The 21,459-nt window shown below is 32.2% G+C and carries 25 protein-coding genes and 2 pseudogenes; 11 read left to right on the forward strand and 16 right to left on the reverse strand.

Annotated elements, in window-relative coordinates; all coding sequences use genetic code 11:
* Positions 1-61: 61 nt before the first annotated feature.
* The 4 genes from G9F72_RS04810 to G9F72_RS04825 all read right to left on the reverse strand — a co-directional run bounded on the left by G9F72_RS04810 (position 62) and on the right by G9F72_RS04825 (position 2,241).
* A complete protein-coding gene (locus G9F72_RS04810; protein WP_224675966.1) occupies positions 62-364 on the reverse strand; it encodes a DMT family transporter in 303 nt (100 codons plus the stop codon).
* Positions 365-580: 216 nt separating this feature from the next.
* Positions 581-853, reverse strand: coding sequence for a hypothetical protein (locus G9F72_RS04815; protein WP_164959787.1), 273 nt, complete (start codon positions 851-853; stop codon positions 581-583).
* Between the two features lie 275 nt (positions 854-1,128).
* Positions 1,129-1,389, reverse strand: coding sequence for a hypothetical protein (locus G9F72_RS04820; RefSeq protein ID WP_164959788.1), 261 nt, complete (start codon positions 1,387-1,389; stop codon positions 1,129-1,131).
* Positions 1,390-1,785: 396 nt separating this feature from the next.
* A complete protein-coding gene (locus tag G9F72_RS04825; protein WP_164959789.1) occupies positions 1,786-2,241 on the reverse strand; it encodes a spermidine/putrescine ABC transporter ATP-binding protein in 456 nt (151 codons plus the stop codon).
* A 382-nt stretch (positions 2,242-2,623) separates the two neighbouring features.
* Between G9F72_RS04825 and G9F72_RS04830 the strand changes: the two genes are divergently transcribed.
* Entirely contained in the window at positions 2,624-3,748 is a 1,125-nt protein-coding gene (locus G9F72_RS04830) for a radical SAM protein (RefSeq protein ID WP_164959790.1), read from the forward strand.
* 112 nt (positions 3,749-3,860) lie between these two features.
* Positions 3,861-4,463: a class I SAM-dependent methyltransferase gene (locus G9F72_RS04835; RefSeq protein ID WP_164959791.1), complete on the forward strand. Its 603-nt coding sequence runs from the start codon at positions 3,861-3,863 to the stop codon at positions 4,461-4,463.
* A gap of 496 nt (positions 4,464-4,959) precedes the next feature.
* On the opposite strand, the gene G9F72_RS04840 is transcribed toward G9F72_RS04835, so the two are convergent.
* Together G9F72_RS04840 and G9F72_RS04845 are read right to left on the reverse strand one after the other, a co-directional pair.
* Complete coding sequence (locus tag G9F72_RS04840) at positions 4,960-5,421, reverse strand: phage tail protein (RefSeq protein ID WP_164959792.1); 462 nt, start codon at positions 5,419-5,421, stop codon at positions 4,960-4,962.
* A 22-nt stretch (positions 5,422-5,443) separates the two neighbouring features.
* Positions 5,444-5,923: a GyrI-like domain-containing protein gene (locus G9F72_RS04845; protein ID WP_164959793.1), complete on the reverse strand. Its 480-nt coding sequence runs from the start codon at positions 5,921-5,923 to the stop codon at positions 5,444-5,446.
* 110 nt (positions 5,924-6,033) lie between these two features.
* Between G9F72_RS04845 and G9F72_RS04850 the strand changes: the two genes are divergently transcribed.
* The 4 genes and pseudogenes from G9F72_RS04850 to G9F72_RS04865 all read left to right on the forward strand — a co-directional run bounded on the left by G9F72_RS04850 (position 6,034) and on the right by G9F72_RS04865 (position 8,508).
* On the forward strand, positions 6,034-6,996 hold the full coding sequence (locus G9F72_RS04850; protein WP_164959794.1) for a helix-turn-helix transcriptional regulator: 963 nt from the start codon (positions 6,034-6,036) through the stop codon (positions 6,994-6,996).
* A 199-nt stretch (positions 6,997-7,195) separates the two neighbouring features.
* On the forward strand, positions 7,196-7,393 hold the full coding sequence (locus G9F72_RS04855) for a hypothetical protein (protein ID WP_164959795.1): 198 nt from the start codon (positions 7,196-7,198) through the stop codon (positions 7,391-7,393).
* A pseudogene (locus tag G9F72_RS04860) lies at positions 7,362-7,547 on the forward strand (ATPase); the annotation flags it as partial. The gene G9F72_RS04855 and the pseudogene G9F72_RS04860, both read left to right, overlap by 32 nt.
* 64 nt (positions 7,548-7,611) lie before the next feature.
* A complete protein-coding gene (locus G9F72_RS04865) occupies positions 7,612-8,508 on the forward strand; it encodes a formate/nitrite transporter family protein (protein ID WP_164959796.1) in 897 nt (298 codons plus the stop codon).
* A 64-nt stretch (positions 8,509-8,572) separates the two neighbouring features.
* On the opposite strand, the gene G9F72_RS04870 is transcribed toward G9F72_RS04865, so the two are convergent.
* Positions 8,573-8,875 carry a hypothetical protein gene (locus G9F72_RS04870; RefSeq protein WP_164959797.1) on the reverse strand — a complete coding sequence of 101 codons (303 nt, stop codon included), beginning with the start codon at positions 8,873-8,875 and terminating at the stop codon, positions 8,573-8,575.
* Positions 8,876-9,103: 228 nt separating this feature from the next.
* The gene (locus tag G9F72_RS04875; RefSeq protein ID WP_164959798.1) at positions 9,104-9,361 is read right to left on the reverse strand and encodes a hypothetical protein; all 258 of its coding nucleotides are present in this window, start codon (positions 9,359-9,361) and stop codon (positions 9,104-9,106) included.
* A 645-nt stretch (positions 9,362-10,006) separates the two neighbouring features.
* On the opposite strand from G9F72_RS04875, the pseudogene G9F72_RS04880 reads away from it, so the two are divergent.
* Positions 10,007-10,960: pseudogene (locus G9F72_RS04880) on the forward strand (IS1595 family transposase); the annotation flags it as partial.
* A 219-nt stretch (positions 10,961-11,179) separates the two neighbouring features.
* Positions 11,180-11,518 carry a hypothetical protein gene (locus G9F72_RS04885; protein ID WP_164959799.1) on the forward strand — a complete coding sequence of 113 codons (339 nt, stop codon included), beginning with the start codon at positions 11,180-11,182 and terminating at the stop codon, positions 11,516-11,518.
* A gap of 192 nt (positions 11,519-11,710) precedes the next feature.
* On the opposite strand, the gene G9F72_RS04890 is transcribed toward G9F72_RS04885, so the two are convergent.
* Positions 11,711-13,180 (reverse strand): methyl-accepting chemotaxis protein, encoded by a 1,470-nt coding sequence (locus G9F72_RS04890; protein ID WP_164959800.1) that lies wholly within the window; start codon positions 13,178-13,180, stop codon positions 11,711-11,713.
* 279 nt (positions 13,181-13,459) lie between these two features.
* Between G9F72_RS04890 and G9F72_RS04895 the strand changes: the two genes are divergently transcribed.
* Entirely contained in the window at positions 13,460-13,999 is a 540-nt protein-coding gene (locus G9F72_RS04895; RefSeq protein ID WP_202054901.1) for a DUF6155 family protein, read from the forward strand.
* 1,043 nt (positions 14,000-15,042) lie between these two features.
* On the opposite strand, the gene G9F72_RS04900 is transcribed toward G9F72_RS04895, so the two are convergent.
* The 6 genes from G9F72_RS04900 to G9F72_RS04925 form a co-directional block, all read right to left on the reverse strand.
* Positions 15,043-15,807, reverse strand: coding sequence for an ABC transporter permease (locus G9F72_RS04900; RefSeq protein ID WP_164959801.1), 765 nt, complete (start codon positions 15,805-15,807; stop codon positions 15,043-15,045).
* A complete protein-coding gene (locus G9F72_RS04905) occupies positions 15,808-16,569 on the reverse strand; it encodes an ABC transporter ATP-binding protein (RefSeq protein ID WP_164959802.1) in 762 nt (253 codons plus the stop codon).
* A 116-nt stretch (positions 16,570-16,685) separates the two neighbouring features.
* Positions 16,686-16,874, reverse strand: a complete 189-nt coding sequence (locus tag G9F72_RS04910) for a cysteine-rich KTR domain-containing protein (RefSeq protein ID WP_074042399.1) — start codon at positions 16,872-16,874, stop codon at positions 16,686-16,688.
* A gap of 144 nt (positions 16,875-17,018) precedes the next feature.
* Positions 17,019-17,369 carry a DUF1048 domain-containing protein gene (locus G9F72_RS04915; protein WP_164959803.1) on the reverse strand — a complete coding sequence of 117 codons (351 nt, stop codon included), beginning with the start codon at positions 17,367-17,369 and terminating at the stop codon, positions 17,019-17,021.
* A 9-nt stretch (positions 17,370-17,378) separates the two neighbouring features.
* Positions 17,379-17,726, reverse strand: a complete 348-nt coding sequence (locus G9F72_RS04920; RefSeq protein WP_164959804.1) for a DUF1048 domain-containing protein — start codon at positions 17,724-17,726, stop codon at positions 17,379-17,381.
* On the reverse strand, positions 17,723-18,049 hold the full coding sequence (locus G9F72_RS04925; RefSeq protein WP_164959805.1) for a PadR family transcriptional regulator: 327 nt from the start codon (positions 18,047-18,049) through the stop codon (positions 17,723-17,725). Before G9F72_RS04925 ends, G9F72_RS04920 begins: the two co-directional genes overlap by 4 nt.
* Before the next feature lie 719 nt (positions 18,050-18,768).
* On the opposite strand from G9F72_RS04925, the gene G9F72_RS04930 reads away from it, so the two are divergent.
* Together G9F72_RS04930 and G9F72_RS04935 are read left to right on the forward strand one after the other, a co-directional pair.
* Positions 18,769-18,960, forward strand: a complete 192-nt coding sequence (locus G9F72_RS04930) for a hypothetical protein (RefSeq protein ID WP_164959806.1) — start codon at positions 18,769-18,771, stop codon at positions 18,958-18,960.
* A gap of 379 nt (positions 18,961-19,339) precedes the next feature.
* Positions 19,340-19,501 carry a hypothetical protein gene (locus G9F72_RS04935; RefSeq protein WP_164959807.1) on the forward strand — a complete coding sequence of 54 codons (162 nt, stop codon included), beginning with the start codon at positions 19,340-19,342 and terminating at the stop codon, positions 19,499-19,501.
* Between the two features lie 642 nt (positions 19,502-20,143).
* On the opposite strand, the gene G9F72_RS04940 is transcribed toward G9F72_RS04935, so the two are convergent.
* The gene (locus G9F72_RS04940) at positions 20,144-21,418 is read right to left on the reverse strand and encodes a M28 family peptidase (RefSeq protein ID WP_164959808.1); all 1,275 of its coding nucleotides are present in this window, start codon (positions 21,416-21,418) and stop codon (positions 20,144-20,146) included.
* Positions 21,419-21,459: the final 41 nt, after the last annotated feature.

The following is a 21,459-nucleotide window of genomic DNA, read 5'->3' on the forward strand; positions in this document are numbered from 1 at the left end:
AAACAATGTAAATTCTCAGGAAACAAATTGCTTACAGTTTGTTCATGACCCTCGGGGGTTATTATGAGCGAAGCGAATTTGCTATAATGGCACTCGTAAGCATTTGACCAATAAAGCGAAGTATAACTATATATACCGCAGTTATTTTTGGAATTATAATGTTAAACAAATAAGTTGTTAAAACTCCGATAAAACCTCCTAAAAAATACGGAAGGGGAACAGACGTTATAGCTGAATAAGATGGCATAGATTTCATCATTATAGCACAGATTAAAATAGAAGATATCGTAGCCATTAAATAGTTTATAATAACTCCATTTATCATACCTTCCCTTTGAGCAAGCTGGGACAGTATCAATGACACTTATATAGGGCTGTTATAATGATTAACAAACAATAATTTGCTATAGGTACGACTTAGGGTGTTAAAACATATAGATAAGATAATATTTTTTATTAAAGGTAATGTCGAAATATATTTGAAAGACGACATAAAAATACCGTATTATTCAATTGAATAATACAGTATTTTTAAGGGATTATTCGGTTTTACTAGTTGTGACACATAATTAGAATATATTTAAGTTACACTATGAATCCATGAAACTATAATCCCACTAACTATTAAGAATATTCCAACTAGAAATAACGAAATTGATTCTCGTTTTTTGTTATTAATATATGAGCAATACCCATCTAATATATTCATGATACCGAAAAATAGTAATTCAATTAAATTTATAATTTCTCCATTAATGATATCAAATAAATCTAAAAGCATTAATATAATAACTATTACTAAAATTACTTTTTGTATAACTTTTACTTTTTTTATAACTTTTACTGTTTTCAAGTTATTACCTCCCAATAAAAATAATCTTCTCAATTTTCTACAAATGTTTAAGTATCATGTATTTTTGATTGATGAGCAACATTTTACTATGTTGTCTTAACTAATGGTAATTATAGCATATTTTTATATAAATAATCACTATTTTTGTAAAACATAGCAATTATTCTTATTCTTTAATACCGTATTATTCAATTATCAAAGACCATTGTTCGCACTTTCAATTTCAATAGTTATGACGCGTTTTTCTCACACTGCGTAGTAAAAACTGGAAGTTTTTACTTTCTACATATGCCAAATATAGAAAGGTTGAGTATGCGCTGAAGCTTTTTATTGACACTTATGGTTAGTGGACCACTGGCACCATCGATAATTAAAACATTATTATTTACATCTCTTATTTTCATAAGGGTTAAGCACTTCTGCAGATATTTAATATCTTCTGAAGAAATGTCTTTAGAGATTTCAGATCTAGTAGTAGCATCATAAATATAAATTTTATTTTCTTCAATTATGGCTTTTAGTTTTTTAGGATACATTAAAGCATTGCTATGCAAGGAATATAAAGCAGAAAAAATTGACGATTATGTAGACATTATTTACGAAAACCGTTCAGTAGTATAATAAAATTTCTCTGTCTGAGTGTTTTTATTTTATTTATTTATGAAACATACACAGGAAATTATTTAAAAATCCACAAGCTTTTTTAAAATAAGCTTGTGGACTTTTATTAGTATTTATATCATAGGTGAAAATTTAACCTTCTTTATTGGAAATAAACTCTATACCAGCTATATGAATTCCATTTGCATTAAGGAAAGTAGAATATTTCAATAATAGGATTTTGAAAATCTTCTATTACTTAAATTTTGGTTTTGTTTTGTTTCAACTATTATTGGAAGTAAAATTGCAGTCTCTTGTGAAACAATAAAATATTAGCAAGTCAGATTGTAGAACTTTATGTTTTCCATGATCTCAGTAGATACTCTTTTAAATTCAGTGATGATACCAATTAGTTTGTGAAATTCACTATTATGGATTTCAGTAGCAGGTAGTGTTACTCTATCAAAATATTTAAGAGCTTCCATAAAATGTTTTGATGTGGGATACACCAGATTATTTAACCAATAACAGATACCTTGAGGAGAGTAACTTTTTGTGAAAACTAGAGCTTCCATGTACCCTTGGCATCTAAAATGAAAATATCTACCTAAACCAAAATGATCAATATATTGAAGAAAATCTGTATTTTGATTAAAGCGATCTTCAGTTAATAAGTTATTGTTTATTTTTTCCATGGCTAAAATGAGACCACTGAAATTAATTAATTCATTTAGAATTTTTGATGAGACTTCATCGTAAGAATTAATTTTGTAAAAATGTGGATACATTAAAAATCCTCCCAGAATTTATATGATACTATTATACTCAAATAACTTATTAATGTTCATAGTTATGTCAAAGGTGATAAACCTATAATGAAAATTTTTCTCTCCATGGTGAAGGAGCATGTATTATATTAATAAACCTTTATACACCTGATGCACCACCAATTATTCTTTTCATAATACGATAGAAATGATATAATTGGGTTCAACAATGACACTCTCCTTTTGGATAGTTTTGTGTTGTAAGTGAGCTCGATTATACCCCCAAATGGGGTCATTGTTTTTTATGTATAAAAAACTCTGCAACCCTTGATATATAAAGAGAAAATCTAAAAAATAGTGTAAAAAATTTTACACTAACGGATAAATTAGAGGAGGATACGTTATGAAAATTTCAAAGAAAGATGCGTTGATATGGTTTGAATTTTTTTCAATATTGCCAGAGGATGAGGAAGTTATGATAAAACAACAAGAAATCATTTACTCCACCTTTGCCCAAATTGAGGCAGCCATCGATCATAGAAATGACACGTTAATGTCGGAAATTAGAAGTTTGAAAACTTTGGAGAATAGAACTTTTTTTGTGGGAAATGAAAATAAATTTTCAAAAGGATGTCGTTCTTGTCTGCTTGGAACTGGGTTGGGTGCAATTAGGAAAACGAACAAATGTAACGTAGAGTGTAAGTTCTGTTACAATTATGGAGAACTAGATGATATTCCTCCAGTTGGCGAAGGTATTTGGGAAATTGGAGGCACAAAATTTTATGAGAAGGATATTGATTTACTTCTTTCCATCCACCAGAAACCCACTGGCGTTGCCTACGTTTATTTAGAGCCATTCATGGAAATTGAAAAATACTATTCTGTAATAAAGAAATTTAGTGATGCAGGGATTTATCAACATTTATATACAAATGGCATTTTAGCTACAGAAGATACATTGAAAGCATTAGGTGAATCCGGTCTTAACGAGATACGTTTCAATCTGGGTGCTTCTAAGTGTTCAGACAAAGTTATTGAAAATATTAAAATAGCGAAAAAATATATTAAAAACGTAGGTATTGAAACCCCAATGACTCCTGAGTTTTTCGAGTCCTTTTTTAAGAAAAAGCAAGCGATCTTAGATACAAAACTGGATTTTATAAATTGTGCAGAATTACATTTAAATGAGAATAACATAGATAATTATTATGGGGAGAGCATGTATATTACCAGACATGGCTATATATCTCCAATTTGGAGTAGGGAATTAACTCTGAAATTCATGAAAATAGCCGATGAAGAAAAGTGGGATTTAGCAGTTCATGATTGCTCAAACTTTACAAAATTTGCTAGAGATTTAAATTTGAGCAGCAAAGAGGGCAAGTGGTTTGGAGCCAGTAATTATGCCAGTGAGTTTTCTAGGATTCCATACGAAGCATTTTTACCAATACTGCGTGATGACAATTTTAAATTTTTAAGTGAAGAAGAATTGCCTGATGGCTATAAAGCAGGAGAGCTGATTTTTTAGAGTCTTTTGTGAATTATGAGTGCTGATTTGCCGCTTAGGGGATATACTGAAATCCTTGAGTAGATAATAAAGATGGCATTAGATTTTATTAAAGCAGATTGGAGAGGTAATTATGGGAAATACTGATAAGTTTGAAATGATAGCTAATATATATGACACTTCTGAAAGAATCGAAATTGCTAAGGTATCATCAGATGCCATTCGTGAATATTTGGTTGACGCCAAAAGTAAGAACGCTATTGATTTTGGGTGTGGAACTGGCCTTGTGGGAATGAGCTTGTTAAATGATTTTAATTCTATGCTTTTTCTAGATACATCGCGAAACATGATTAATCAAATAAAGCAAAAGATTTCTGATCTTAATATTCAGAATGTAGATACCTTATGCTTTGATTTTGAAAAGGAAGGTCAATCGGATTTACATGCTGACTATATTTTTATGGCTCAGGTGCTACTCCATATTAATGATGCTCCGTTAGTGCTATCAAGATTATATGATGTTCTAAATGCAGGAGGACATTTACTAATCGTAGATTTTAATAAAAATGAAGAAATAGTTTCAGATATGGTTCATAACGGATTTAATCAAGTAAAGCTAACTGACATTATGACTAAAATTGGGTACAGGGATATTAAGTCTAAAACTTTTTATACTGGAAGTAAAATATTCATGAACCATGATGCATCTTTATTTATACTTGATTCTCAAAAATAAATTCTAAGATATAAATTTTTATCTCGTCAAGGCATGTTAAAAATGTGGCTTAAAATATTTTAAAAAACAAACGAGGAAATTACAAACCCCCTTATTTTAAGGGGGTATATCTTTGCGCAAAATCAGTAATTTCGCGTACCAGTATCGTCTTTCTATCACAACACATGTTGAGTGCGTGGCAAGGATAGCAGAGATTTCTGAAAATAAATCAATTGGCTTTATTTTGCAAGGTGCTTTCCCAGGGTCAAATCAATACAAATATGTGTAAAAATACTTTGGTGCACTTTCAGAGGAACTTAATGGAACTTATTTAGGAACAGTAATAAAAGGAAATTCAGCAGGAAAATTAACAACTTTGGAAGCAGATTTAGACTGCCACCAAAGCAACCTTCCTAGGCTAAGCAACTGACACTCATAGAAGATGGCAGACTTGAAGCTTCCAAAATGTTGTTAAAAAAACAGTAACATAAAATAATATGACTTTATATTGTATACTTTAATATTCTCCTTTAATTACAAAAAACGAGCCCCGAATTGTTCCTGCAAGTTTAGACTTCTGCCTAGCAAACTTAAACTTCCCATCTAACTCCTCTGGTATCTCCATCCCCTCAGAAAGCTTTAAACCAACGGCCCGTTTCTTAGGGGCATCGACCGTATACATGACGTTGACTCCAAGACCATCCTCATAAAAGACGTAGGCAAATTTGATATTTTCTACTTGAAAACGCGATGTTTCTAACGGTTTGGCCGCAAACTCAATATCACGTTCTTTTAAAATTCGGTTCACATAATCCAGTGTCTCCTGGCTTTCGCTAGCTGGTACAACCACAAATTCATGCTTGTATTTGTTCATAAAATAACGGGCTTCATTAGCACGTAAACCAGCAAGTGATTCTACTACAGGTGAAGACTCTAAACCAACTGTAGACACATTTTTAAAATCAACGATATAGGACATTTCTATTCCTCCTTTTATCTCTTTATTTTCTAACAACAGGAATCCACATTTCACCAAAAACTAAGCTGTTTCGCTGACCCATCTCAACCGTTGTATTTGGCCCACCAACATAGGCAAAATTCTTTGCTTCTGGCAAGACTTGACCAAAGGCAAGGCCAGCAAGCTTATTTTCCAATTCATCAGCCGTCTTCCCTTCCCCTTTAACAACTAAGTATTCCCCCTTAGGAAATTGGATAACTCTGGCTTCTTCTAGTGCCGATGCCTCTGTCATGACGCCAGCATAATGCATCATCTTGTTATTCACCGCTTCGTTCACGGCAAAAATGTAGTCATTTGTGGCTATGGCTTTTAAAGTGTCAAGCCTTCCATCTTGGCTGATGGTCTGCCAAAAGTCTGACTTTTCCTTGTTTAAGCCAGCAAAGTCTGTGTAATAGCTCTTAAGCTCAGTTCCAAAACCTAATACGGTAAAGCTGGCTTTTTCTTCTAGGGTATAATCTGCCATATTCAAAACCTTCCTCTTTTTTAAATTAATCAAATGACTTGTATTCTTCACTTGATGACTATATAATAACTTTAAATCATGTCAAAAAATGATACTGTTTAGGAGGCCCTATGAAAAAGGTTGAACGGATTAATATCATCATGCGGTATATCAACAACCGCGCCCACTTTACAATTTCTGAAATCATGCGAGAATTTAACATCTCTCGTTCGACAGCTATTAGAGATATCAGGGATATTGAGGCCATGGGAATACCTCTTGTCACAGAGGTTGGAAGGGATGGGGGGTATTCTGTCATGAAGAACTCCGTCCTACCTGTTGTTCACTTTAACGACAATGAGGTCAAAGCTCTTTTTATTGCCTTTATGGCCACAAGAAATCAACAACTCCCATATCTAAAGAGTCGTCAGTCTATAGCTGAAAAATTATTAGGCCTCATATCAGAAAACCAGCAAGATGACCTGGTTCTTTTAAATCAAATCTTGATTTTTGAAGGGACCAATCCCCATAATCCTGACATACTTAATCTTTCAGACCTCCCTCATCCCATATTGGAAAAGCTCATCCAAATTCTCCTTTTGGATAGATATTTATTGATTTCCATCAAAGAAGGCGAGGTAATAAAGTCTTACTCAATTTATCTCTTGCACCTTTATCATGAAAATAGCCTTTGGCTGATTGAAGGCTTTGACTTAAAGGAAGAAAAGAAGCAGGTATTTTCTGTTGACCATCTCACCAATGTCAAACCCTACGAGGCGAAAAAGAGATTAAGTGATCAAAAGATTTTAGAAAAACTAAGTAAGCAGGAAGAATTAATCAACCTTGTCCTTGAACTTGGTCCAAAAGCGATTGCCCAGTACAAAAAATACCATCCTTTAAAAGTTTCAATTTCCTATACGAATCCTTACCTAGTTACAGCCGTTCTAAAGACTTTTATCAACGTTAATAAGTCCGAAGAATTGACAGAAATAACAAATTGGCTACTTTTCCTAGGTGGGGATATCAAGGTCAGGGAAGTGCCAGAAGAAGTCTTGGAAGGTTTAAAAGAGAGATTATGCTTATACTGCCCATAAGCAGTGTTTTGATAATTACAACAACTTCCAGTTATTGTTACCTCCCCCGAGGACGTAGTAAAAACTGGAATCTTTTACTTTCTAAAGGTTCATATTGATTAATCAGTGCTACATAAAGATAAATAATAAGGCAATAGTTTATTATTCTATCATATTGATATATAATATGATAGAATAGTTGGAATTGGAGGTATTAGGTATGAAAAATGAAAATAAAAGAATATACGATATTTTTTTGAACTACTCTTATAGCCAATTAAAGGAGTTATTTAAGATGGCAAAGAGCAAGGAAGAGCAGGATTTTTATATTATGTTATCTAATATGCTTCTTCAAAGAGAACAAGAAAAGGTAATAGTAAATAATTATGCCAACATACACAATATTTGCAGGTGCTAATGGTGCTAGTAAAACATCAATTTATAAGCCGATTTATTATAATGAAATTAAAGATGAAAAAAGAATAAATACTGACGAAATGGTAGGACGTATAGGATCGTGGAAAGATAACAATCTACAAATGAAATCTGCTAGAGAGGCAGTTAGACTAATAATGTTATAAGACATTTATGTTGAGAAATTATTGATAGCATAGAATATTTTTAAGGAGACTTGAAATGAGTACACAAAATTATTTAACACCTCCAGAAATTACTAAAGTAACAATACAAACTGGTATTAAAAAGTCAGAAATGACCATTGTGAACATGGTTATATTAGGCATTTTAGCAGGTGCATTTATTGCTTTTGCTGCTGAAGGTTCAAATATGGCGGCCTTTAACCTTTTTGCAAAGCCAGAGACCTATGGACTTGGGAAAGTACTTGCAGGTTCTATTTTCGGAACTGGACTTATGTTGGTATTAATTGCGGGAGGAGAACTTTTTACAGGTAATACAATGATACTTGCCGGTGTATTAGACAGAAAAGTGAGTATAAAAGCAATGTTAAAAAATTGGTTTTTTGTTTACATTGGAAACTTCGTAGGTTCCTTATTTATCGCATATATGATGTACAAGTCAGGACTCTTTAGCAGTGGAGCAAATATGCTAGGTGCAGTAACTATAAAGACTGCGGTTTATAAGGTTAGTCTAACATTTGTTCAAGCATTCTACCTTGGTATTATGTGCAACTGGCTTGTGTGCTTAGCCGTATGGATGGCCTATGGTTCTAAGGACCTGGGAGGAAAAATATTCGCTATATTTTTTCCTATATGGCTTTTTATCACATCGGGATTTGAGCATAGTGTAGCAAATATGTATTATATCCCTGCAGGTATCATGGCAAAGGGCAATAAGGCATTAGTAGATGCTGCTGCTGTGTTGGGTGTAACACCAGAAAAACTGAATCATTTGAACTGGGAGACATTTTTCATTAAAAATCTGATCCCAGTAACACTGGGAAACATAGTTGGCGGTGGCATTTTTGTGGCTGCTGTTTACTGGTATGTATATAGTAGAAGCAGGAAGGCTTTTGAGAAAAAAGTAAATGTTGAAGAAACTTCTAATGTTGCATAAATATATACGGATTATTGCAGACTTTAAATGAAAAAGAAGGAAATTTTTATATTTCCTTCTTTTTCTAGTTATTAAAAATACTTTCGGAGCTAATAAGTTCTTTACCATCTCTTGTTAAATTATATTTTTTCTCGCAGTATGGTCCTTTATTATTATCCACCCTATAAATTAGCAGACACGTCTCTAAGTCTTTAATAGCAGCCCTAACAAGTCTCTGATGTTTATTGGAAAACTGGGCATATATTTGTTGTATGTTAAGGGTATTGTCAGGGTATAAACAATACAAGATTGTTTTTGAATAGTATCTATGGGTTTCTTCAATAGAGTTAAAAGCTAATGGAAATAAAGTTAGTTGTTTTCCCTTCATATAAATTCCCTTTATAAATTACTCTCTAATTGAAAATATGACAATGTATAGTATAATATTCTCATTTAACGTAATTATGCAATATAGATAAATTGTTTTATTATATTAAGAAAGTTTTGCTCTAACTTTGCCAGTTTTAAGAGAAATAATTTCGTTTAATTATTCCATCATTATTAAACTCCACACCATTTTTAAAAGATTCTTCGTTTCTAAATAAAGGATACCCAATTAAGCTATGTTTAATATTAAAAGTACCTTCATACCAAAGTTCACCGGCTTCATTAAATAACCTACCAAAAACAAAATATCTTGGTCCGTAATAATTTCTGGGGCTCTTATTCTATCCATAAGGTTAAAATATTGAAAAGAGTATGGCTTATCAATTGTGGAGTCTGGAACGCACTCAAAACTACAGTATTTTTTATTATTTGAACACATATAAGGCACATTCTTTAATTTCTTATTACAATGATTACATGTATACATATTATCACCTCTTCTATTTATTTTTACGTTTCTTTGCTGCTTTAGGGGAATCAACAATTTTAGGGGAGCGGCCAATTGATTATCCTCCTCCAAATAATAAGATTTTTATGTTTTTCTTTCTTAATCATAATATACAAAGGGAATCTGCATTTCTGCAGGTCAGTTTATGTTTTCAATAAAATAATTTATATGTAACTACAAAAGCTTATTTCATAGAGAAATCTAGGGGGAGGCTTTCTCTAGTGATTACAATAATTAATTAGTATATATTCAACAATATAATATTGATTATGAATTGGAAATAGTTGTAACCTTGTAGTTTATTGCGAATAAAGGATGGAGATATATATGAGAGAAGAATTAAAGTTGATAAAACCTAATGATAGTTTTAAAAATGAATACTTAGATATGATAAAAGATTGGAAAAAAGGTGAAGAAAAAATTATTCCATGGAGTTTAAATCTTGATACAACCGACTTTCACTTAATGGTTGAAAATTTGGATGGATATAGTAAAGGAAAAGGATTAGAAGATGGTTTTGTAGAGTGTTCAACTTATTGGCTAGTAAATAAAAGTAATAAAGTTTTAGGAGCGATAGATATTAGACATAGGATTAATGAAAATTTATTATATAAAGGTGGTTACATGCCAAGTGTGGGAGCTTTAAAAACAGATATAAAAACTCTTTCTGAATTTGCATTACAAGACTTATTTGATTTCATTGGCGAAATAATGACACTTAACTCGTTAACTCGTAATCTTCCTAATGATTGTAGAGAATCCAGATTTGCCAAGGGAGAGGTCTGCCCTCATTGTAATTCAACTCATGTTGTTAAGAATGGCAAGTTAAATGGTAAACAAAGATATAAATGTAGGGGTTGTAATAAGACTTTTAATGACTTCTCAAAATCTGCTTTATCTTACACCAAATTATCTTTAGAAAAATGGATAGAGTATGCTAAATGTATGGTTATAGGATATAGTATAAGGAAAAGTGCTGAAATAGTAGAAGTAGGCGTTAAAACCTCATTTTATATGAGGCATAAAATACTTGATTGTATAGGGGAATTTATGGGTACGGGAGATGTTGATGGTGTTGTCGAAATGGATGAAACCTTTGTTGCTGAGTCGTTCAAAGGCAATCATAAGAAAAGTGGATTTTTAATGCCAAGACATTCTCGTAAAAGAGGTAAAGAAATTAAAAAACGTGGTATAAGCAATGAACAGATATGTGTAGCCACAGCAATAGATAGAAATAACAATATTATTCTTGAAATGATATGCAAGGGCAGAGTTGGCTTTAAAGACCTTGAAAGACTTTATGATGGTCACATAGACCATGATTCTATTATTTGTACAGACAGCCATAAAAGTTATATTAGGTTTGGTAGAAACCTTAATTTAGAACATAAACGTATTATGAGAAACCACTATAAAAATGGTATTTATCATATTAATCATGTAAATAGTTTGCACAGCCAGTTTAAAAAGTGGATGGATAAATTTAACGGAGTATCAACTAAATTTTTGGCAAATTATCTACATTGGTTCAAGTGGTTACAATATTTCAAAGATGATAAAGACATAATAAAAAGCAAATAGTACAACAAACTTTGTGGATACCAGAATTGCTACTTTTAAAGGTAGAGAACCTATTTTTAGATAACCAAATCCCTTATACTTGAAATTTATGTTATAATTAGTATATAAATAAACTATAATTTAGTAAACACTTGTAAAAAAGTGTGCAGTAATTGAATAGTAATAATGGTTGTTTGCATAAAGAAAAAAAATAGAACATATGATAGGAGGGTTATTGTGAATATAGCACAAGTAGTACTTATAGTAATTTCAGTAGTGATAATATTGGATAGTATAAATTTATTAACAAATACATCTAAAATATTAGTAAAATCCTCAATAAAATTAAGGACATTTTGTAATTCCAGTATAAAAGGAGCAATAGCTAAAAATTACGCCAAGACAGCTAAAATACTGGGTATACAGGGTATGATAGTGGGAATGATAATTCTAATACTTTCAATTAATATTAATAATCCTCAATTAAATAGGGGTTTAACGAGTTCATATATTGTATTTGGAATATCATTATTCAACCTATTTATATTAGGATTAGTCATCCCATCAGTTAAATAATTGTATTTTGATACTTTAATAATTAGGAAAAAGTTTATTGACTTGTCTATTTAGACAAGCCAATTTTATATTCTTTTATCCTCAATATTGTCTAACATAGCCTATATTTAAATAATAATACTTAGAATTTTTATATTAAAATACATTTTACAAATTAAGATATACCCCTAAGAACATTCTTAGGGGTATATCTCATTCTATTATCTTCTCTAAAGTAATAGCTAATTTATCTAGTTCGTTGAAATTATTAACAATACTATTTATCCTTTTATTTTGTTCTTCCACCTTGATTAAAGTTTCCTGTACGGAAGATGTATTTTCCTCCGTTGAAGCTGATATTGTTGTCATTACGCCTATAACTACTTTTGAAGCAGTGTCTAATTTATGTATCATTTCATTAATATTACCAAATTCTTCCACTGTATTTTTTGTATTTTGACTTATTTCTTCAAATACTTTTTCTACCTTAACTGTTGAAGTACCACTGCTTTCCACTGCAGTTTTAACTGAAGTGATTTGCGTAGAAACGTTATTTGTTTTATGTTGAATTTTTTCTAATATTGCTGAAATTTTACCTGTGGATGTTCTTGAATCCTCAGCTAATTTTCTTACCTCATCCGCAACAACTGTAAACCCCCTGCCATGTTCACCTGCTCTAGCCGCTTCTATTGCAGCATTAAGAGCTAAAAGGTTGGTTTGTTCTGCAATACTATTAATTGTATCTAAAATCTCACCTACAAGCTGTGTTTCATTGCTTAACTCCTCCATTAGTGAAACAGTTTGTCCTATAGTATTTCCTACATTATCAATTTCTCCTGCCAAAGTTGAAATGAAAACACTACCTTTATTTACCAATTCAACAGTTCCATTTGAGTAGTCACTAAAAATACTAGCAGCTTTGGATACCTCCATCACATTGCTATTAGTTGCGTCCATAGAAGCAGCTACTTCCTGTATACTTACAACTTCAGACTCTATACATGAGCTTATCTGCGAAAATATTGAGGTTACATCTTTAGATATATCCCCAGTTACATTTATATTGCTCTTTAATTCTGTACTAAGTTCTCTTAGTATAGTTACAGATTTTTTTACACTATCTAATATTCCTTCAATTTCTTCCGTGGCTTTATCTGCTTTTACTCTATTTTCTTTTTCTCGTTTTCTTAATTTTTCACTGAAATTACTTTGAAAAACTAAATAAGTTGTACCCAAAATTAATAATAAATTCAAGGTAGTAAGCCCTGAGATTCCATTAGTAGGAAACATCTGATTTTTGTAATTAAAATAAAAATAATTTGTGAAGATAACCCCACTTATTCCAGTTAAAATTATAGGCTTACTTTCTTGATATAATGCAACTAAAGATAAAGAATAATATATCATTAAGTATGATGTTATATCTGGATTTGTTATCATTACTAAAAAAGATACGGTTATTATTCCTACTGTCACAATGTACATAATGTTTTTTATGAATACTTTTTTTATAACTAATATTAACAATAAAACTGAAATACCCCCACCAGCAATAATTGCAATCCATAAAATAGCTGCTGTTTTATTAGTAGCAATGCATAAGATAATAAAACCCACTGCTGAAAAAGTAAATAGTTTTACTAAGAGTTTGTTTCTTTCATGTGTTATTTCTAAGTTTTCCATTTTATTTCCCCCAATTAATAGATTAAGTTACATATATATATAAAATATTACAATATATATCATAGTTTGTAAATATATATTTTTAAGTGAAAATCACAATTAAAATAGTCCTATTAAGAAGCAAAGCTAGTAAAACTAATTATGTTTACTAGCTATTTTTATTTATTGCAGTTGCCATGTGGGTGATGAGGTATTATTATTTATATATAAGAGACTACCAATGGTTAAAAAATTGCTTATATTATATAAACTGTGGGTGGCACCGAAAGGAGAGATTAAATGGGAAATCTAAAGATAACAGATTTTAAAAAGTATTTAAAGAGTAAAAGCGAAGAAGAGCTGCTACAAGAAATTCTAAATCTTGCAAAGACCTTTAAAGATGTTAAAGAATATTACAATTTAAAGATAAATCCTGAATCAGAAAAAGAAACCTTAGAAAAGTATAAAAAAATAGTAAATAATGAGTTCTTACCAGACAGGGGCTTTGGAAAAATGAGATATTCAGTAGTTAACGATGCTATAAAAGAATTTCAAAAGATTTCAAGTACACTAGAAAATATTGCTGAATTAATGTTATTTTATGCAGAGATAGGTGTCGAATTTACTAATACCTATGGAGATATAGATGAAAAATTCTATAATCATATTGCAAGGGCATATGATAATGCTCTAGAATATATTCAAAAAAATAACCTAGAGTCAATATTTAAAGAAAAGGCCTCAGAAATTCAATATGAGGCAAGTGATATTGGATGGGGATTTGGAGATTATATTAGTGAATTACATTCTAATTACTATGGTTGGGAAGAGGAAGAATAAATAAATGGTAGTATTGCAATTTTTAAATATTTTCCATTGATTATACTTTTTCCTTAAGCCTTATTGTCTGTAATGGATAAAAAATTAAATAAGTAACTACTTAACATTTATTGAGAATTAGAAACATTTCTTCATAAATATTATGCGCGTAATGACGGCGGATGTGATGAGTGTAACTCTGATATATATGAGTCTTAGTTACTTCACATTCCGTAGCAAACAACAACTTCCAGTTATTGTTATCTACCCCGAGGACGTAGTAAAAACTGGAAGCTTTTACTTTCTAATAGATCTATAGCCAAAGGGGAAGATGTGCAATTTGTTATAAATAAGGAAGTTATAGATTACCTAGGAGAGTTTAATTTATTTTATCAAACAGCCATAAGATCCATTTGGTTGAGCTTCTAATCATCTATATATTTGCACTTTTTTCGGGGTCAAAAAACGTCATTTTTGACCTCGTTTTGCCCACGAAATCGGCCTCAAACCACAACATTTTATGGTCAAACACTACTTTTTATCCTTCAAAGCATATGATATATGCCTATTTCTGCTCTATCAACTCTAGCATTTCCATTACATTTATATATAGGAATTAAGCTACATGTAAATAGTGTAATTTTTACAAATGCATGACCATCTAATAATATTACTAGCTCTGTGAACTACTATCCACCTAAGAAGTGGGAGCTTCTCGGTCAATATCATTAATGTGACAAGTTTATCCGAGCTGTTAGTAAGGTCGCACCGACCTCGCTTAATTTTTATAGGCTTTACTTTTGTACCTTGTATAGTTTACGCACTAGAGGAGTTTCGCTTGGTTTCCGCATAGTTAATTTCCTAGTGCAACCTCATATACAGTTATCAAAGTACGTTTAACACTAATATTATAGCCATTCTTATAAAAATAATACAAAATAATTATTATAAATAGTATCGAACTATTTATAATAATGTGCTATCCATCACCCACCTAAGAGGTGGGTGAATTTTGCACAAAATCAGTTAAATTTCTAAAATAAATGTACTTATATAAAGATAGGTTATAATTTTTTATACATCCTCATTGCAAAGATATAAGCAACAACTATTATTGCTATACACCAAGCAAGGGCAACCCAGATATCATTTCCTACTGGTTGGTTTGCCAATAAATTACGAATAGCTTCTACGATAGGCGTTACAGGTTGATTTTCTGCAAAAGCACGTACTGCTGAAGGCATAGTATCTGTTGGCACAAAGGCAGAACTGATAAATGGTAAGAAGATAATTGGGTAAGCGAATGCGCCTGCACCATCTGGTGTTTTAGCAGCAAGTCCTGCAATTATAGCAATCCAAGTCAAAGCAAGTGTAAAGATCCCAAGAATTCCAAATACCGCGAGCCACTCTAAGATTCCTGCGCAGGAACGGAAACCCATTAATAATGCAACAAGTATAATCACTACTACAGAAATTCCATTAGAAATTAATGAGGTTAATACATGTCCCCATAATACTGTAGAACGAGCGATAGGCATAGAGTGAAAACGTTCAAAGATACCACGTTGTTTATCTGTAAACAAACGGTACGCTACATAGGCAATCCCACTACCAATAGTCATTAACATTATACCTGGTAATAGATAATCAACATAATTTTCTGTACCTGTTGCGATTGCACCACCAAATACATAAACGAATAATAACATAATCGCAATTGGTGTGATACTAACTGTAATAATTGTATCCATACTTCTAAAAATATGACGCATAGAACGTCCAAACATAACACTCATATCTTTGAAAAAATATTTATTTGTAGATTTCATTTATTTCTCCTCCTTTTTACCAATGATTGTTAGGAATATTTCTTCTAACGTAGGTTGTTTTTCAACATATTCAACTTTTGCAGGTGGGAATAATTTTTTCAATCCTTCTAGTGTATCTAGAGCAATGATTTTTCCTCCATGAAGAATAGCGATTTTATCTGCAAGTTGTTCTGCTTCCTCTAAATATTGAGTCGTTAAGAATACTGTAGTTCCTGCAGCTGATAACTCTTTTACAATCTTCCAAACTTCTAAACGTGCTTCTGGATCAAGACCTGTCGTTGGCTCATCTAGGAAAATAATCTTTGGATTTCCCACAAGACTCATTGAGATATCAATTCTTCTTTTCATCCCTCCAGAGTAAGTACCCACTCTGCGGTCTGCAGCCTCTGACATACCAAAACGATTAATTAACTCATCTGCTACTTGATTTGGATTTTTAAGATGTCTAAGTTTTGCTATCATTTGAATATTTTCACGTCCAGTCAAAATTTCATCAATAGCAGCAAACTGGCCAGTAAGACTGATAGAACCTCTAATCTCCCCTGGATTTTTTTCAATATCAAAACCATTGATCACAACACTTCCAGCATCTGCTTTAAGTAAAGTAACCATGATTCTAATCATCGTTGTTTTTCCGGATCCATTGGAACCTAGTAATGCAAAGATACATCCCTGCTCTACTTCAAAATCTACTCCTTTGAGTACTTCTACATCTTTGAAAGATTTCTTTACCCCTTTAATTTGTATGATATTTTTTTTCATTTTCTTTTCCTCCTCTACAATATAGTAACCTTACTCAAATCTCAGTTTAATCATTTCAATGCAGCTTGAGTAGTTATCATAAAAAAAGAGCCGACAACTGTGATTTCACTCACATGTTATCGGCTCTGCGTCTTAGCGTCTGGCTCTTTAATAACTGATATATTCAGTTGTTTTACATTGATTATCGTTTCTTGTTTACACTTGGGACAAAATAGTGGGAAGTTTTCAAGCACCGTATCATCACGTATCTTGACCCTTGTTTTGTTGCCACAGACTGGGCATAATATCCACTCGTATTTACACACTCTACCATCCCTTTAGTTGATGTTTTTGTTGACCACTATCATTTTAATGATTGCAAACATTAAGCTGCTTTTCAATGTACGCAACCTTTGCGCGAGGCACAGACCTTTCACTTCAATTTCTTTTTCAATCCTGATATCTCCCTTTTACTTTGTTTTATCCGTAATCTTTTTCATGGCCTTGTTAACTTCTTGGTCAACAGATTCTTGATAGATGTCAGCGTAAGTTTTTGAATCTTTGATTAGATCGTCGCAGAAAGCCGCTACGTCACTGCCCGTCACTTCGATCACGCCTTTCCTAAAGGCCGCGCCCTCTTCAAAAAGATCGATAATCCCCGAGAGTAAACCTATCCCGTCGGTTAGCTCAACAGGGCCGACATTAAAGAGATATTTTTGAATCTCTTTATAAACAATCTGATAATCTTTCGGGAGCGCTTTGACACGCGCCACGTGCGCTCGCCACTCTTTTTTGCCTTCTATGATATCTTGTATTCTCATTTTATCCTCCTATTTACCCAATTTTTTAGCGATATTATTGTTGAGTTGCTTGCGCCACTTGTCGCGAAAAGACTTTCCCCCTTCTTCGCCGGCCAGTGCGCAGCAGAAGCCTTTGATATCGTCACCCAAAACCTCTTCTACACTCTGACCGTCCGCAGCCGTTTCTTCGAGCAGGCCAAGCACACCGTCAAGAATTGGCATGAGGTTGCGACCGGTGAAATCTGTGTGCGGCCAAAGATTAGCCTTAATTTTTTCCCATGCCGCTTGATAATCAGCCGGTAGCTTTTTGGCTCGCGATTCAAAAGTTTTCAATTCTTTAGTCATGTCGCTTCCCGTAATTTTTTCCCAAAAATTCATTTTTTCTTCTCCTTTAACTCGTTAATTTTTGATGATACGAATTCCCATCTTTCCCAGAACCTCCTCAGCTCCTCACGACCAGCGTCGTTGAGCTTGAAAAACTTTCGCGGCGGTCCCATATCTGATGGTTTTTTTTCTATGTCCACGAGTTTATTCTTCTCAAGCCGCACCAAAATGGTGTAAACTGTCCCATCCACAACGTCCGAAAATCCGAGGGCATTCAGCCTCCTAGTAATCTCGTAACCATATATTTCCTCATGGCTGATGATTTCAAGAACAGAGCCTTCCAGTACACCTTTTAGCATTTCTGTAATATTTTCCAAATGGATCACCTCTTCACTATTTAGTATTACCGATATTAAGTATCACTTACTACCACTATATAGTATCACGTAGTAGTGGCAGTGTCAATATGATATATTTATTTTTTTAAGTTTATTTTTACAACCGTTTATGCGGAAAGTCCAAATTGCTTGGTAGTAAAATTCTTAGGGAAAATAATTAGTGATAATATCACTCGTGATATTAAAGAAAGTTATTTAGTACCTAAGAACCCCATGGTTGTATAAATTCACCGTACGATATAGCAAAAACAATATTTGATAATATAGATACAGGTACTCCGGTAGTTTGTATCCGATTTATGCAATTAATAGTAAACTGGAAGTTTATGTTTGTTAATTTGGATTTGGTTATAACTTAGTTGCAGGAGCTAACATCGCAGGGTTTGTTAAAATTGCAGCAGCTATGGATCTGAAATTAAATATAATTATAAATACAGTAATTTTAAAGAATTGGTGTAGGGACTATTATAATTTGCTATAATATAAATGAGTCCATTAGCTAAAGAAATAATAGAAAAGCTAAATAAAGAAGAAGATTCTGTTGATTTACACTTTATCTTATCCTAAGCTTTACGAATTAATTTAGTGCACCTGCGCTGTTATATTCTACTCTTGATTTTTAGATAAAATAAAGGATGTGTTTACATTGAAGGAGCATCCGAAGCATTAGAACCCAAATTTAGAAAGGTGGAATTGAGATGGCAAATAAAACAAAAGTATATTATCAACATGAGGAAGAGGAAGATAATGAGCAATTCCTAAGAAACTTTGAATATAAAGGGGAAGAAATATTCGCCTGTGACACTTGTGAAACTGAAATATCAGAAGAGGAATATAAGCGTAATGACGGCAGATGTGATGAGTGTAATGCTGATATATATGAGTCTTAGTTACTTCACATTCCGTAGCAAACAACAACTTTCAGTTATTGTTACGTCACCCGAGAATTTGCCAAATTGTATAGGGGCAAAGGTGAAATCTGCCCCTATAAATTTGGGAATAAGTTTTTGATTTGTAGAAAAATAGAAAAATGAGTAGTATAATTGTAATTATATTGGTTTAATTACTGGCATTATTTTTTTTATAAAACATGTATGGATTGAAAGTAATAAATGGGGATTAGGTACTAGCTAATCACATAAATAAAATAGTAGTTCACTTTAATTAATCACTTATTATATTTATCTAATAAAAAATAACTATTTAGAAGGAAACAACTTTCAAATGCAGAATAGATATATAAAAGATTATTTAAAGGAGGTCAAATAAATGTCAAAATTAGAAATCCCAAAAGATAAAGACGAAATAAAGCGACAAATTAAAACCTTACAGGCCCAATTAGTTATAGATGATAAGAAAAGAGATAGCAAAAGTAAGCAAATACACCAAGATGAAATTAAAGCCTTTAAAAAAGCTTTAAGCGATAAATAAGAGATATTAACTAACTGAGTGATATATATCTTTAAACAATATAAATAATTTTTGAATTATATATCCTCTAAAGGGCAATATATAAATTAACAAAAATTATATATTAGTAGAGGTTTTAGTGTACGTAGATAAATCAGTACTAAAAAGTGAAAATGATATAAAAAAGAAGCTACCGATGTTCATAAGAAGTTTCATCATCACAAGGAAGAGGTTAGTACTTTAAACAGCAAAGTGGAAAATAGCGTATTAGATTTTGATAAGGAAATTGTAGAAGAAAAATACTTTAAATAACAGTAATAATATAGCAACAACTTTAGACTGGTTAAAGTTTCTTTCATTTAATATCAAGTTAATTATATTCAGTTAAAAAATTATATGCCAGGGAAAACTAATAAAAGGGAGTTCACTTATGAACTCCCTTTTATTATATTTATATATTCAATTTTTAATTAAGTAGAGCATAGTAATTTATTTCAATTTAAGTAGCCAAATCATTGTTGTATTTGAACAAAAGCCTTCCCATTATAGTAGATCAAGCTAGTAACTTCCAGTTATTGTGATGTCCCCCGAGGGCGTAGTAAAAACTGGAAATTTTTGCTTTCTACGAGCGAAGCGAATCATACTACAAGATTAACTTGTCCATTATTTAACTGCATCTTCTTTTTCAGGTTCTTTACCAAAGTATTTATCTAATTCCTTTTTCATGTTATCTGGAATCTTTCTTTCAATTGGAAATACTATTGAATTTACAATGGATTCGCTGAATTCTTTTGTTATTATGGTAGTTTTTTCTAAGGCTTCAGCACTTAAAAAATCCATAACATCGTTACGACTGTGGATGAATGCTCCACCCATAGGTGCAAAACGGCAGAATGTAAGAGATGGAATTCCTGCATCTGCAAAGGCTGTGGAATCACTTGAATATATGCTCTGTTCTACCTTAAGCGGGAAGCCTTTAATTTTAGCCATATGATCAATATAATCAATCAAGCTTTGCTGCGCGGTAACTAGGGCCTTCTCTTTTCCGATAATGGAACCTGCAACGTCTACATTAATCATTAGAAGATGTTTTTGTAGTTCTTCCTCATGAGCCTTTAAATAAGCTTTACTACCAAGAAGTCCAACCTCTTCAGAACCATACCATACAAATTTTAATGTTCTAATTGGAGGATTTTCTTTAAAATGTCTAAGAAGTTCCATTATAATAACTGAACCAGCACCATTGTCATATACACCAGTACTGAAAGGCGTACTGTCATAATGAGCACCGAAAGATATTATCTCATCAGGGTATTTTGTGCCTTCTAAGGTTACAACAACATTATGTGAAGTAAGTTCGATATCTTCAGTAATTAGTTCTACTTTCACCATAGAAGCTTTGTTTTGAACCATATGGAAGCCGTCTTTCATACGCATATTTATAGCGGGTACTTTTCCGTGTTGAGTATTCTTTTCACGCATTCTACTTACAGTAATATCAGTTTTATCTTCATCATCCATGGCAGTACCACACATGGTTATATAACCAGCGATACCAGCTTTTATAAGTTTTTTATAAAGCTTAGGATCTGGACCCATATTTATAAGTACAAATTTTCCTTTAAGGTCTATTAAATTTGCATCAAGCCCATCTTCTATATATACAAAATCTGTAGTTATTCCACCTTCAGGTGTGCTAATTGAGCTGTTATATGGTGTAATGTCATATTCTTTTTCATAAGGCTCAACTACCGTAAGTGTTGCTTTCTTAATATTAGAAGTAGGAACTTTAAAACATTCTAAGTGTCCCGTGCAGCCTATTGAAGATATTTCCTCAATTAGAAGGTTTGCAGCTTTTAATTCCTCTTCTGAACCACTGGTTCGTACAAAACCAATTTTCTTTAAAAGTTCAAATTCTCTTTGACTATTGATTGGCATAACGTTTCCCCCTTAGTGTATGTAATTATATATAGTATACC

Source organism: Clostridium estertheticum, from assembly GCF_011065935.2.
Classification (GTDB): Bacteria; Bacillota; Clostridia; order Clostridiales; family Clostridiaceae; genus Clostridium_AD; species Clostridium_AD estertheticum_A.